9 protein-coding genes are annotated in these 15,052 nt (G+C 65.4%); all 9 read left to right on the forward strand.

All coding sequences use genetic code 11. The features are described from left to right. The first annotated feature begins 111 nt into the window (after positions 1–111). A complete protein-coding gene (locus Q0K17_RS07240; RefSeq protein WP_294541495.1) occupies positions 112–2,508 on the forward strand; it encodes a hypothetical protein in 2,397 nt (798 codons plus the stop codon). A 30-nt stretch (positions 2,509–2,538) separates the two neighbouring features. Beyond that, a complete protein-coding gene (locus Q0K17_RS07245) occupies positions 2,539–3,528 on the forward strand; it encodes a glycoside hydrolase family 130 protein (RefSeq protein ID WP_294541502.1) in 990 nt (329 codons plus the stop codon). Positions 3,529–3,576: 48 nt separating this feature from the next. Then, positions 3,577–6,669, forward strand: a complete 3,093-nt coding sequence (locus tag Q0K17_RS07250; RefSeq protein WP_294541503.1) for an alpha-mannosidase — start codon at positions 3,577–3,579, stop codon at positions 6,667–6,669. Between the two features lie 51 nt (positions 6,670–6,720). Continuing rightward, on the forward strand, positions 6,721–8,550 hold the full coding sequence (locus tag Q0K17_RS07255) for a glycoside hydrolase family 20 zincin-like fold domain-containing protein (protein WP_294541505.1): 1,830 nt from the start codon (positions 6,721–6,723) through the stop codon (positions 8,548–8,550). A gap of 19 nt (positions 8,551–8,569) precedes the next feature. Next, positions 8,570–9,850: an MFS transporter gene (locus tag Q0K17_RS07260; RefSeq protein WP_294541507.1), complete on the forward strand. Its 1,281-nt coding sequence runs from the start codon at positions 8,570–8,572 to the stop codon at positions 9,848–9,850. A 24-nt stretch (positions 9,851–9,874) separates the two neighbouring features. Beyond that, a complete protein-coding gene (locus Q0K17_RS07265) occupies positions 9,875–12,481 on the forward strand; it encodes a glycoside hydrolase family 3 C-terminal domain-containing protein (protein ID WP_294541510.1) in 2,607 nt (868 codons plus the stop codon). A gap of 203 nt (positions 12,482–12,684) precedes the next feature. Then, positions 12,685–13,398 carry a LytTR family DNA-binding domain-containing protein gene (locus Q0K17_RS07270; protein WP_294541513.1) on the forward strand — a complete coding sequence of 238 codons (714 nt, stop codon included), beginning with the start codon at positions 12,685–12,687 and terminating at the stop codon, positions 13,396–13,398. Beyond that, a complete protein-coding gene (locus Q0K17_RS07275; protein WP_294541516.1) occupies positions 13,395–14,699 on the forward strand; it encodes a GHKL domain-containing protein in 1,305 nt (434 codons plus the stop codon). Before Q0K17_RS07270 ends, Q0K17_RS07275 begins: the two co-directional genes overlap by 4 nt. Positions 14,700–14,849: 150 nt before the next feature. Beyond that, on the forward strand, positions 14,850–15,052 hold a 203-nt coding region (locus tag Q0K17_RS07280; RefSeq protein ID WP_294541519.1), incomplete at its 3' end, for a hypothetical protein.

The following is a 15,052-nucleotide window of genomic DNA, read 5'->3' on the forward strand; positions in this document are numbered from 1 at the left end:
CAGCTTTTTCACCGGCCCGGCCCAGCGGCGGCCTTTTTGTGGGGGTTATCCCCCAAAAACCGCGCTGTCCAAGACAAAAAAACAAAATTTCCGTATGAGGGGTGTCTACCCATGAAACAGCACGCCATACGGACCGTCTATGTGGTCCACCATTCCCACACCGATATCGGATATACCGATCTGCAGGAACACGTCATCGACCTGCAGGTGGACTATATCCGCAGTGCCCTGCGCCTGATGCAGGACCCCGCCAACGCCGATTTCCGCTGGAACTGCGAGACCCTGTTCTGCGTGGAGGAATTCTTCAAAACCGCCACTGAGGAAGAAAAGGCGCAGTTCATGGCGCTGGCCAAAGACGGCCGCCTGGGCCTGTCCGCCAACTACCTGAACTTCACCGACTTGCTGGACTGCGGCATCTATGCCCGACGCCTGGGCCAGTGGCGGGAGAAATTCGCCGCCGAAGGCATCAATTTCAACACGGCCATGTGTGCCGACATCAACGGCATTTCCATGGGCCAGCGGGACGCCATGATCGGCAACGGCGTGGAATTTCTGTATACCAACATCCACTGCCACCACGGCATGTACCCCCTGCACCAGAACCAGAACGCCTATTTCTGGGAGAACAAGGAGGGCCGCCGCCTGCTGGTGTGGAACGGCGAGCACTACAACCTGGGCAACGTGCTGGGGCTGCGCCCCAACCACACCCCCAACTTCATGACCATGGACCGCCTGGGCTCCGCCCCTCTGCCGGAGGACGATGTGGAAGCCCTGGCCCAGAATCTGGACAGCTACCTCACCGAATGTGAGGAAAACGGCTACCCCTACGACTTCATCCTGGCATCGGTGTCCGGCGTGTTCAGCGACAACGCTCCGCCGGAACCCCTGATCCTGCAGACCATCCAGGGCTACAACCGCCTGTACGGCGAAGCTGTGGAAGTGCGGATGGTCAGTCTGCAGGAACTGTACGCCGCCATCGCCCCCAAACTGGCTGACGCCCCGGTGTATCGCGGGGACCTGACCGACTGGTGGGCCAACGGTGTGGGCTCCACCCCCTACGGGGTGAAGCATTACCGGGACGCCTGCCGCAGCTATGAGCTGGCCCGCCGCCTGGACCCCGACCTGGAAGAACACCAACCCGCTCTCATGCGGGAGGCTGAGGACGCCCTGCTGCTCTATGCCGAGCACACCTGGGGCCACTCCGCCAGCATCACCAACCCTTATGAATCCATGGTGCTGGATTTGGATATCCGCAAGACCGGGTATGCTTCCCGGGCCCATGAGGCCGCCGCCCGCATGCTGGGGCGTATTGCCCGGGACCAGGGGGACATCCTGCGTTACTATGCCACCCAGGGCAGCATCCGGGTGCAGAACCCCACGCGCCTTTCCGGCCCCATGGCGGTGGAATTTTACGTCGAGACTTTGCCCGCGGGTCTGCCGGATGCCGACATCCGCACCGAGGACGGCAGGGAACTGCCTTGTCAGGTCAGTCCCCATCCCCGGGGCCGCCGGATTTCTTTTGTGGACACCTTTACACCGGGGGAAGTCAAACGGTATACTTATGGAAAAAGAGAACGTCCTGAAAACAAGCTCAACACCCGCCAGTGCTACGTCGGCGCCGAGCAGGTGCGGGATATCGTCAACGACTACGATCCCGTGACCTTCCGTCTGCCGTACGGCTTTGAAAACCGGTTTTTCCGCCTGGAATACGAGGTGGGCCGGGGCCTGTGCAGCCTGTACGACAAAGCCCATGGCCGGGAACTCATGGCCCCGACCGGCCTGCCCTTCTTCACCCCGGTGTATGAATGCACCCCCGTGCGCCCCGGCGTCACCGACGTGTATGAGGAGCGCCGTCTGCTGGGCCGCAACATCCGGGGACAGCATGCCAGGCAGTTCCCCGCCACCCTGAATGAGGTGGTGTGTGAGGAACGCGGCCCGGTGTTCACCATCCTGCGGCTGCGCGGGTCCATGCCCGGCACCATCCACTGCGACGTGGTGCTGAAACTGTACGAGGACCTGCCCCGCATCGACATGCGCCTGGAACTGGGCAAGACCCTGTCCACCGACATCGAGAGCGTTTACCTGCCCCTGAATCTGGATCTCACCGGCCGGGAAGTCTGGCTGCGCAAAGGCGGCCGGGAAGCGCTGCGCCCCGGTGTGGACCAGCTGCCCGGCAGCTGCATGGAATACAGCATGAGCGACGACGGCCTGGCCTTCCTGGGGCGGGACGGAGGGGTGCTGCTGGGCGCCCGGGATACCCCGCTGTATGCTTTCGGCCCGCTGAAACACCACCCCATCCGCCTGTGTGAAAACCGCCCGGAGGACAACCGCCGCCCGGTGTTTGTCTGGCTCATGAACAACACCTGGGAAACGAACTTCAAGCTGGACCTGTCCGGCTTTGCAGAGTACCGCTTCACCCTCACCCTCACCGACGAAACCGACCCAGAACGCGCCATGGACGAGCTGCATGAGCAGCAGTTTGCACCGGTTGTGCGCATTGTGGGATAACGCTTCTCCAACCACAGGAGGTTAGAAAGTATGGCTAAGATCATTGGCAACCCGCTGCCCAACATCCCCTGGCAGGACCCGCCCGCCGTCACCCGCACCCCGCTCTGGCGGTATGACGGCAACCCCATCATCGGCCGCGACGGCAACAAGCGGTCCAACAGCGTCTTCAACAGCGCCGTGGTGCCCTTCGGCGACGGGTTTGCGGGCGTTTTCCGGTGCGACAGCCTCTCCATCAGCATGGATATCTTTGCCGGCTTCAGCCAGGACGGCATCCACTGGACCATCGACGACGACCCCATCCATCTGGTGGGGGATGACCCGGAAGTGACCAACCGGGAATACCGCTACGACCCCCGGGTCTGCTACATGGACGGCAAATACTACGTCAGCTGGTGCAACGGCTACCACGGCCCCACCATCGGTCTGGCCTGGACCGAGGACTTCAAGACCTTCCACCAGCTGGAAAACGCCTTTTTGCCCTACAACCGCAACGGGGTGCTCTTCCCCCGCAAGATCCAGGGCCGCTACATGATGATGAGCCGTCCCAGCGACACCGGCCACACCCCCTTCGGGGACATCTTCGTCAGCCAGAGCGAGGACCTGGTCTACTGGGGCCGCCACCGCTACATGATGGGCGCCGTCAAGGGGGACGAATCCGCATGGCAGAGCCTGAAGATCGGCCCGGGCCCCATCCCCATCGAGACCGACGAGGGCTGGCTGCTCATCTACCACGGGGTCATCAACACCTGCAACGGCTACGTCTACCGCATGGGCGCGGCCCTGCTGGACATTGACGAGCCCTGGAAGGTCAAGGCCCGGGGCAAGGACTACATCCTGGCCCCCCACATGCCCTACGAGTGCATGGGCGACGTGCCCAACGTCACCTTCCCCTGCGCCGCCCTCACCGACGCCCCCACCGGCCGCATCGCCGTCTACTATGGCTGCGCCGACACCGTCACCGGTCTGGCCTTCACCACCGTGGACCGGCTGCTGGACTACATCAAGGCAAACTCCTTCTGAACCCTTTACGACTGATCTTCCCAGGAAAGGAATCCCTCTATGGAAACAATGAGCTTTTTGGACAAGCGGATCAACGGCATCTGCACCGAGCTGCAGAAGCTGTCGGTGAAGCAGAAATTCCCCACCGAAAACTGGCTGTACAAACCGGGCAACTTCCTGCGCCCGGAGGACGCCGACGCCGACCCCGCTCCTTTTGAACCCTTCGACTGCCGCACCATGCACTGGTACGGCCCGGACAAGCACTACTGGTTCCGCGCCGACGTGACCGTGCCCGACGAGATGGAGGGCAAACCCCTGTGGATGCACGTCTGCACCCAGATCGACGAGTGGGACGACGCCAAGAACCCCCAGTTCCTGCTGTTCGTGAACGGGGCGGTCACCCAGGGCATCGACATGAACCACCGGGATGTGCTGCTGGACCGCTGCGCCACGGCGGGCAAGACCTACCGGCTGGAACTGCAGGCCTACACCGGCATCCTGCACACCGAGTTCAACCTGATCGTGGACCTGCGGGAGGTGGACCCGGAGATCGAGGGGCTGTACTACGATATGGTGGTGCCCCTGCAGGCCTTCCCCCGGCTGGAGCCGGACGGCAAGGCCCGCCGCGACCTGGAACGGGTGCTCAACGAGGCGGTGAACCTGCTGGACCTGCGCACCCCCTACAACGAGAGCTTCTATGCCAGCGTGGCCGAAGCCCGCAAATACCTGGCCAAAGCCCTGTACACCGACCTGGCCGGCCATGACGAGGTCATCGCCAGCTGCATCGGCCACACCCACATCGACGTGGCCTGGTGGTGGACGGTGGCCCAGACCCGGGAAAAGGTCTGCCGCAGCTTTGCCACCGTGCTCAAGCTCATGGAGGAATACCCGGACTACAAGTTCATGTCCAGCCAGCCCCAGCTGTACTACTTCCTGAAACAGCGCTACCCCGAACTGTACGACCAGATCAAGGCCCGGGTGGCCGAAGGCCGGTGGGAACCGGAAGGGGGCATGTGGGTGGAAGCCGACTGCAACCTGACCAGCGGCGAAAGCCTGGTGCGCCAGTTCCTCTACGGCAAGCGCTTCTTCAAGGAGGAGTTCGGGGCGGACAACCGGATTCTGTGGCTGCCCGACGTCTTCGGCTACTCCGGCGCCCTGCCCCAGATCATGAAGAAGTGCGGCATTGACTACTTCATGACCACCAAGCTGGCCTGGAACCAGTTCAACAAGATGCCCTACGACACCTTTATGTGGCGGGGCATCGACGGCACCCAGATCCTGACCCATCTGGTCACCACCCTGGGGGTGGGCCAGGACGAGAAGGACTTCTTCACCACCTACAACGGCATCCTGCACCCGGACGCCATCATCGGCGGCTGGCACCGCTACCAGCAGAAGAGCATCAACAACGATATCCTGGTCTGCTACGGCTACGGCGACGGCGGCGGCGGCCCCACCCGCGCCATGCTGGAAACTTCCCGGCGCATGGAAAAAGGGGTGGAGGGCATCCCCAAGGTGCGGCAGGCCTTTGCCCGCACCTACTTCGATGAGCTGAAAGAGCGGGTCTCCGGCAACCGCCGTCTGCCCACCTGGGAGGGCGAGCTCTACTTTGAATACCACCGCGGCACCCTGACCTCCATGGCCCGGAACAAGCGCTCCAACCGCAAGGCGGAGCTGCACATGATGGACCTGGAACTGCTCAGCGTGCTGGCCGCCCCCGGCGTGGCCTATCCCGCCGAAGCCATCGACAAGCTGTGGCACGGCATCCTCATCAACCAGTTCCACGACATCCTCCCCGGTTCCTCCATCCATGAGGTGTACGAGGTCACCAGGAAGGAATACGCCCAGATGGAAGCCCAGATCGCCGCCCTGCGGGACGAGCGTCTGGCCGCCCTGGCCCCGGCGGGGGAGGGCATCACCGTCTTCAACACCACCGGCTTTGCCCGCAACGACGTGGTGGCGCTGGGCGACTGCTCCGCCGCCGCCCTGGCCGACGGGGACGGCAACCTCTACCCCGTCCAGCAGACCGCCGACGGCGCCGTGGTTTACCTGAAGGACCTGCCCGCCAAGGGCCGCAAGACCTTCGCCCCGGCCGCTGCCCCCGCAACGGCCTGCCCCTTCACCCTCAGCGAAGACGGCCATACCCTGGAAACCCCCTTCTACACCGTGAATTTCGATGAACAGGGCCAGCTGGGCGGTCTCTTCGACAAGGACAACCGCCGCCAGGTGCTCCAGGCGGGGCAGGCGGCCAACGCCTTCCGGGTGTTTGAGGACAAGCCCATCTACTACGACAACTGGGACATCGACATCTTCTACACCGAGAAGTTCTGGGATGTCACCGACCTGAAAGCCTTCACCTGGACCGAGACCGGCCCGGTGCGCGCCACCCTGCACATCGAGCGGGCCTTCAGCAACTCCACCATCGCCCAGGACATCCACTTCTACGCCAACACCCGCCGCATCGACTTTGTCACCACCGTGGACTGGCACGAACACCAGCACCTGCTCAAGGTGCGGTTCCCGGTGAACGTCCACACCGACGAAGCCACCTTCGAGGTGCAGTTCGGCAACCTGACCCGCAAGACCCACACCAACACCAGCTGGGACAAGGCCCGGTTCGAGAGCTGCGGCCAGAAGTGGGCCGATTTGTCCGAAGGCCACTACGGCGTGAGCCTGCTCAACGACTGCAAGTACGGCCATTCGGTGAAGGACGGCTGCCTCAGCCTGACCCTCATCAAGTCGGGCATCGAGCCCAACCCCACCACCGACCAGGAAGTGCACCACTTCACCTACGCCCTGTACCCCCACGCCGAAGGCTGGCGGGCTGCGGGCACCGTGCGCCAAGCCTTCTTCCTCAACCAGCCCGCCCTGGCTGTGGCCGGCGGCACCCCCGGCGAAGCCTTCTGTCTGGCTGCCGTGGAGGCCCCCAACGTGGTGGTGGAGACCATCAAGCAGGCCGAGGACGGGGACGGGGTCATCGTCCGCATGTACGAGTGCGACAACTCCCTCACCGAGACCACCCTGCACTGGGGCCGCCCCTTCACCAGCGCCGAAAGCTGCGACTGCCTGGAACAGCCGGACGGCGAGCCGGTCACGGTGGAGGACGGCGCCATCCGCTTCACCGTCAGACCCTACGAGATCAAGACCCTGCGCATCCGCTGAGGTGCGCTCCACGCCCCACACTGGCCCTGACCGGCCGCGAGGAAGTTTCCTATGGCTATGGAATTTTTGCCCCGACCCCAGCGGGCGGCCCGCCGCCCCGGCACCTTTGCCCTCACCCCCCACACCCGGGTGGTGCTGGGCCCCGGCACCCCGCCGGGGGCCCTGCTCTACGCCCGGATGCTGCAAAACGCCCTGCAGACCTACGCCGGACTCACCCCGGCCCTGGGCCGGGGCGCGGCGGCGCCGGGGGACATCGCCCTGACCATCGACCCTGCCCGGGCCGCCTCCCGCTATGTGCTGGTGGTGGAGCCGGGGGGCATCACCCTGTCCGCCGGGGACGACGAAGCCCTGTGCAACGGGGTGCAGACCCTGATCCAGTACACCCAGGCCCACGGGGCCCTGCTGCCCGGGCTGATGGTGGAGGACTGGCCCGACCTGCCCAACCGGGGGTATTACCAGGACTGCTCCCGGGGCCGGGTGCCCAAACTCAGCTACCTCAAGCGGGTGGCCGACCTGCTCTGCCGCTACAAGATCAACCAGTGGCAGCTGTACATTGAACATACCTATCTCTTCCGGGACCTGTCCGAGGCATGGCGGGATGACACCCCCCTCACCGCCGATGAGATCCTGGAACTGGACGCCTACTGCGCCGCCCGCCACATCGAGCTGGTGCCTTCCCTGTCCAGCTTCGGCCACATGTACAAGATCCTCTCCACCAAGACCTGCTGCGGCCTGTGCGAGCTGCCGGATTCGGAAAAGATCCCCTTCTCCTACACCTACGCCGGGAACCACCACACCCTGAACGTCTCCGACCCCGGCGTGGTGGACTTCGTGAAAGGGCTCATCGACGAGTACCGGCCCCTGTTCCGGTCCAACAAGTTCAACATCTGCGCCGACGAGACCTTTGACCTGGGCAAGGGCCGCAGCAAGGCCCTGGCTGACGAACTGGGGGAGAAGACCCTCTATGTCCGCCACGTCAAGGCGCTGTGCGAGTATCTGGTGGCCCAGGGCTGCACCCCCATGTTCTGGGGGGACATCATGTGGCGCTTCCCCCAGAGCTGCGCCGAACTGCCCAAGGAGACCATCTGCCTGAACTGGGGGTATCTGCCCGACCAGCGGGAGAACGAGATCCGGGACATCGCCGCCAGCGGCATCACCCAGTACGCCTGCCCGGGCGTCTGCGGCTGGAACCGCTGGGTGCCCCTGTACCGCAACGCCTACTCCAACATCCGGGCCATGTGCCACCACGCCCACAAATACGGGGCCATCGGCCTGCTCAACACCGACTGGGGGGACTACGCCCACATCAATGACCCCCGCCTGACCATCCCCGGCATCCTGTACGGCGCCGCCTTCGGCTGGAACTCCGCCCCGGCGGAGATGGAGGAGTTGAACGAAGCCATCTCCCGCATTGCCTACGGGGATACCTCCGGTCAGCTCATGGCCGCCCTCACCGACCTGTCCGACCACGAGATCTTTGACTGGCAGCATGCGGTGAACTGGATCGAAGGGGACGACGCCCGCCGCGCCGAACTGCTGGCCGAGCTGGACCTGACCAAAGTCCCCGAGGCCAACGCCGCCGTGGCCGCCGCCCGGGACCGGGTGCTGGCCTGCGCCGCCGCCCTGCCTGCCGGGGAAAAGGAGATGGTCTCCATCGCCTGCGTCACCGCCGAGAGCGTGACCCTCTGGAACGAGATCGGCACCTGGCTGGCCGGCCCCCGGGAGGAAAACCCCGACCTGGCCGCACGGCTGGAACACTGGTACGCCCTGTACCTGACCCAGTGGCGGCAGGTCAGCAAGGAAAGCGGCCTTGCCAACCTGACCCGGCTCATCACCGGCTATGCCGACCTGCTGCGGCACCGCCAGTACACGAAGGTGTAAGCGCCGGGAGGCAGATCCTATGGGCCTGTTCACACAACTGTTTTTCCCTGTGCAGCCCCCTACCGAAACACAACTGCAGTCCGGCCGCCGCTGCCTGGTGGCGGAAGGCGCCGTGGCCGCCGTCATCTACTCCATCGGCACCGGCAACTTCCTGGCCGGGTATCTCAGCTGCCTGGGCGCGTCCCTCTCCTTCTGCGCCCTGGTGGCCATGATCCCCCAGCTGGGATGTGTGCTGCAATTTCTGTCTCCCTTTGTATTTGAGCGCATCCACCACCGCAAACTGGCCATCTGGCTCCTGTGCGTGGTCTACCGGTTCTCCCTGGCCGTGGTGCTCCTGGTGCCCCTGGCGGTGCCCGGGGCCGCCCACGCCCGTCTGGTGGTGCTGGCGCTGTACACCCTTTCCTTCTTCTCCGCCGGTCTGGTCACCCCGGGGCTTCAGCATATGACCCTGGGGCTGGCACCGGAGGGGTCCCGCGGGCAGTTCTTTGCCCGCAAAGACATCGTGGCCGCCTGTGTGAACAGTGCGGCCACCCTGCTGCTGGGCCGTCAGCTGGACCACTTCACCGCCGCCGGCAAGCCCTACACCGGCTTTCTGGTCATCGGCGGGGTGTGCTTTGCCCTGGCCCTGGCGGACGCCATCCTCCTGGCCCTGGTGCGGGAAAATCCCGTGGCCTTTGTCAGCCGCATGCGCCCCGGCGATATCCTGCGCCCCGCCCGGGACCCGGTCTTCCGCCCGCTGCTGCTCTACTCGGTGCTCGGCGGGCTGGCTGGGGGGCTGGCCACCCCCTTCCTTTCGGTGTACCAGCTGCGGGTGCTGGGCCTCAGCCACACCTTCATCACCTCGGTGGGGGTGGTGTCGGCGGTGCTGGGCATGGCGGGCAGCTGGTTCTGGGGCCGCTGCGGGGACTCCGCCGGCTGGCGCCGGGTGATCCGGCTCACCGCCCTGTTCAGCCTGTGCTGCACCCTGGGCTGGGCCTTCATCCGCCCCGCCTGGGCCCCTTTCACCGCGCCCCTGCTCATGGTGGGCACCGCCGCCTGCTCGGGCGGGGCGTCCATCGCCAGCATGAACCTGCAGTTTGCTTCCAGCCCGCCCAGCGGCAAGACCGCCTACATCGGGGTGACCTCGGCTCTGTCCAGCATGGCGGCCTGCGGTTCCGCCGCGGTGGGCACCGCCCTGCAGCCCCACCTGGAAACCGTCCTGGGGGCGGGCAGCATCCCGCTGCTCTTTGCCCTGGCCGCGGTGGGCGGTTTTGCCAACCTGGCCGTCAACGGCCGCAAACTCCCCGATATCCGTTCCTGAACCTTTCTTACAGGAGGCTTTCCCATGTTTCCATACCAAGACCCCCGGCTGCCGGTGGAACAGCGGGTGAACGATCTGCTGGCCCGCATGACCCTGCGGGAGAAGATCCTGCAGACCGACCAGTATTTTTCCGGAGATTTCACCACCCAGGACGAAACCGGCCGGGTCACCCGGCTGGATATGGACCGGCTGGACGCCCTGCTCACCGGCAACAGCGCGGGCAGCGTGCAGCTGCGGGGCATGAGCGCCGCCCAGGCCAACCAGGTCCAGCGCTATGCGGTGGAAAAGACCCGCCTGGGCATCCCCTTTATCTTCAGTGAGGAAGCCCTCCACGGCCTGATGACCGGCACGGCCACCAGCTTTCCCCAGCAGATCGGTCTGGCCGCCACCTTTGACCCCGGCCTGGGGCGGGAGATGGGCCATGCCATCGCCGCCGAATCCCGGGCCAGCGGCATCCATGAGGTCTACGGCCCGGTGATGGACCTGATCCGGGACCCCCGCTACGGCCGGGGAGAGGAATCCTACGGCGAGGACACCCACCTGTGCGCCCAGTTTGCCCGGGAAACGGTCCGCGGCCTGCAGGGCAGCGACCTGTCCGCCCCCGACGCCGTGGCCGCCGAACCCAAGCACTATGTGGGCTACGGCAACCCGGTGGGCGGGCTGAACTGCGCCCCCTGCACCATGGGCCGCCACGATGTGTTCAGCGACTGCCTGCCGGTGTTTGAGGCCGCCTATGTGGACGGCGGGGCCACCAACGCCATGTGCAGCTACAATTCCATCGACAGCATCCCGGTCTCCATGGACCATGAACTGCTCACCGACGTGCTGCGGGGCCAGTTCGGCATGCAGGGGTATGTGCGCACCGACCTGACCGCCGTTTCCCGCCTGTATGACTGGCACTTCATCGCCCCCACCCCGGAGGAAGCCATCCGCCTGGGCCTGGAAGCGGGGGTGGACCTGCAGCTCTACGACTTCCCCCACGATGTGTGGCAGAACGGCATCGAGCACCTGATCACCCAGGGCAAACTGGACCCGGCCATCCTGGATACCTGCTGCCGCCGCATCCTGAGCGTCAAGTTCCGGCTGGGCCTGTTTGAGCATCCCTACACCGATGAGACCCTGGCCCCCAAAGTGCTGCGCTGCCCCGGCCACCTGGACCTGGCCAAGCGCATTGCCCGGGAATCGGTGGTGCTGCTGAAAAACGACGGCGTCCTGCCCCTGAAACCGGACCTCAAAACCATTGCGGTCATCGGGCCGGGAGCCGACACCCCCGCTTTGGGGGATTACTCCGAACCCCGGGGCCGCACCGGCGCCGTCACGGTGCTGGAGGGCATCCGGGCCGCCGCCGGCCCGCACACCCGGGTGGTGTACGAGCGGGGCTGCAACTTCCTGAAACAGCCCCTCGACCCCTTCGACCCCGCCCTGCTGCTGGACGAGAACGGCAACCCCGGCGGCCTGACCGGCCGGTATTACAACGGCCCCAGACCGGAGGGCACCCCGGTGCAGACCCGCACCGACCCCACCGTCAATTTCAACTGGATCTTCGCTTTGCCCCACCCGGACCTGGACGCCAACTGCTTCAGCGTGGCCTGGGACGGCTGGGTCTGCATGCCCGAGACCATCGCAGGCTCCATCGGCCTGAGCACCCAGGACAGCATGCGGCTGTATGTGGACGACCAGCTGCTCATCGACGGCTGGGGCCCGGACAGGAGCGCCGACCAGGCCCTGGACTTCACCTTTGAGGCAGGGCGCCGGTACAAGGTGCGCATCGAGTTCGTCAACGACGGACGGGGCGCCCGGGTCATCTTCGGCTACAGCGCGGTGCGGGAGGACATCCCCGCCGCCGTGGCCGCCGCCCAACAGGCGGACGTGGCGGTGCTCTGCCTGGGCGACAACGAGGAGACCAGCGGCGAAAACTTCGACCGCACCTCCCTGGATCTGCCCGGGCGGCAGCTGGACCTGGTCAAGGCGGTGTATGAGACCGGCACCCCGGTGGTGCTGCTGCTCCAGAGCGGCCGCCCGGTGAGCGCCGTGTGGGAGAACGACCATCTGGCCGCCATCCTGGAAGCCTGGTTCCCCGGGGAGCAGGGGGGCACGGCGGTGGCCGAAGTCCTCTTCGGTCAGGCGGAGCCCTGCGGCCGGCTGCCCATCTCCTTCCCCCGCAGCGTGGGGCAGGTGCCCTGCCATTACAGCCGGCGCCCCGGCGGCGGCAGGAAGTATGTGGAGATGGACTGGCTGCCTTTGTATCCCTTCGGCTACGGGCTGGCCTACACCACCTTCGCCTACGCGGACCTGAAACTGGAACAGCCTTCCATCGCCCCCGGGGACACCGCCCGGGTGACCTTCACCGTGACCAACACCGGTGCCCGCTCCGGCGTGGCGGTGCCCCAGGTGTATGTGCGGGATTATTTCAGCTCGGTGGTCAAGCCGGAACGGCAGCTGGCCGCCTTCACCCGGGTGGAACTGGCCCCCGGGCAAAGCCGCACCCTCACCCTGGAAGTGGGCCCCCGGGCCCTGCGCACCCTGGGCCCGGACTACGTCTGGCGGGTGGAACCGGGCGGCTTCGAGATCCAGCTGGGTGACAACGCCGAGCACATCCTGCTGCGCACCGACCTGACCGTGACCGGGTAAAACAGCGCAAAAAATGCACAAAAGCCTCCGCAGAGCAACCTGCGGAGGCTTTTTGTGTCCTGTGCGCTTGCGCGGCGGAGGGACAGGGGCTATAATCAAGAAACAACGATTTTGCGGCATCGCAAGATATGCAACCATCGCAAGATGTGCAAGCTTGTTTCAAAAGTCTCCCGGTCCTGGCGCCGGGGAAAGGAAGTGCCCGGATGACCGTCCGCATCCTGGTTTGTGACGATGACGCCGCCTTTGCGGCCCGACTGAGCCGCTGGCTGCGGGAGAATACCGCCCGGGAACCGCAGCCGGAGGTGGAGACCTGCACCGACCCGCTTTCCCTCACCGATGCCCGCCTCTCGGCCTTTGACATCCTCTTCCTGGACATCGACATGGGCAGGTGCAGCGGCATCGAGCTGGCCCGCCGCCTGCGCCGGGTCCAGGCCCGGTCCCTGCTGATCTTTGTGACCAACTATGTGGAATATTCCCCCGAAGGGTACGAGGTGGGGGCCTTCCGGTTCCTGCTCAAGAGCCGCCTGGAAGAAAAACTCCCCGCCTACTACGCCGCCGCCCTGGAGGTACTGCGCCGCCGGGAGGCGGTGTACACCTACGCCCTCAACGGGGAAAACTGCCGCATCCGCCTGGGGGACATCCTCTATCTGGAAAGCCGGGGCCGGATGCTCTGCCTGCACACCACCGACCCCGCCCGCTCCGGGCAGGCCTTTTACGGCAAGATGGAGGAGGAATCCCGGCGTCTGGCGGAATCCGGCTTTCTGCGGGTGCACAAGAGCTATCTGGTGAACATAGCCCACATCCGCCGCCTCAACCACGCCGAAACGGAACTGGACGACGGCACCGTCCTGCCGGTGAGCCGGCGCAACTACCCCACCATCCGCACCACCTATCTGAACTGGAAGTGTGAACCATGACCACGGCGTTCTTCGGCATCCTGTACACCGTGCTGCAATGCTTTGACGGGGTGCTTTTCTTTGATCTGTTCCTCAAACGGCGGCTGTCCGGACAGCGGTTCTGGTGGACGGCGGCGGCCATGGCGCTGGCCTTCGGGGCCCTGCTCAACCTGCTCCATCCCCGGGGCGTCCCCCTCAAACTGGCGGCGGTGCTGGGGGGATTCTGGCTGATGGCGCTGGTGCTGTACCGGGGCGGACGGGCCTTCCGGCTGCTCCTGGCCAGCCTGTTCTATGCCCTGCTCAACGGGACGGAACAGCTGCTGGTCTTCGGGGTGCTGGGGGCGCTGCAGATGGACCTGCCCGCCCTTTACAATTCGCCCGCCCTCTTTCAGGCCACCAGCGCGGCGGAACAGTTCCTGGTCCTGTCCCTGCTGCTGGCCGCCCGCCGCCTGCCTTCCCTGCGCCGCGGGGAACACACCGACTGGCGGTGGTGGTTCCCGGGGCTGTTCCTCACGGTGGGTTCCACCCTGGTCAGCGCATGGCTGCTGCATTCGGCGGTGCACGGGCAGACCACGGCGGATGTGATCGTGGTCTGCACCGCCTTCCTGATCTGTGTGAACATCCTGGTCATCCGCATCAACGACTGGCTGGAACAGAACGCCCGCGCCCGGGAACAGGCCCTGGCCCTGCACGAAAAGCTCCATGCCCAGGCCGAGAGCATCGAGGCCCTCACCGACGCCTACGGCACCCAGCGCCGGCTCACCCACGACTACACCGCCCACCTGGCCTGTCTGGAGGGCTACCTGAGCCAGGGGGACTGCGACCGGGCCCGGGACTATGTGCGGGAACTGCTGCGCCAGCAGAATGACCGGCTGCTCTTTGTGAACACCCACAACGCCGCCCTGGACGCCCTGTTCAACCAGAAAGCCCGGGCGGCGGAAAAGCAGGGCATCGACCTGCGGTTCGTGGTCAATGACCTTTCGGGGCTGAAGATCCGCACCGGGGACCTGGCGGTGCTCATCAGCAACCTGATGGACAACGCCCTGGAAGCCAGCCTGCGCCTGCCCCAGCCCCAGCGGGAGATGGAGGTGCGGGCTGTGCTGGAAGACACCTTCCTCTTTTCGGTGCGCAACCGCAGCCTGCCGGTGCAGATCGTGGACGGCACCATCCCCAGCACCAAGCCGGACCCTTCCCTCCACGGGTACGGGCTGGCCAACGTGAACACCATCCTGGACCTGTACCCCGACAGTTTCCGCCGCATGTCCTGCAAGGACGGCTGGTTCAGTTATGTGATAGAACTTCCCAACAGGCTGCGTTCGTAACAAACCGCACCCCGTTCACGACAAAATCGTGGTATTTCCCGTGCGGGCATGGTATGGTAAAGGCAGCCGGTATGGTGTAAGGCCGGCTCACGGTCGGAAGGCGGGATGCCGCCCGCCGCCGGTCCCGCAGCCTGCGGGCTGTCTGCAAACATGACATTCTCTTTTTCTCACCAAAGAAATGGCCGCTTCCCGCCCTGGCGGGAAACGGCCGTTTCTGTTTTATACCTGCAGGCTTTTGCCCCGGCGGTCACCGCCCGGATGATCGGCGGCTTCACCGTGCTGCGCCTGAGCGGCCTGGTGGGCACCCTGGGGGAGGACAAGCTCACCAAGGAGGATCTGCTGGCCATCAACGA

It is taken from the genome of uncultured Gemmiger sp. (assembly GCA_944388105.1).
In the GTDB taxonomy this organism is placed as follows: domain Bacteria; phylum Bacillota; class Clostridia; order Oscillospirales; family Ruminococcaceae; genus Gemmiger.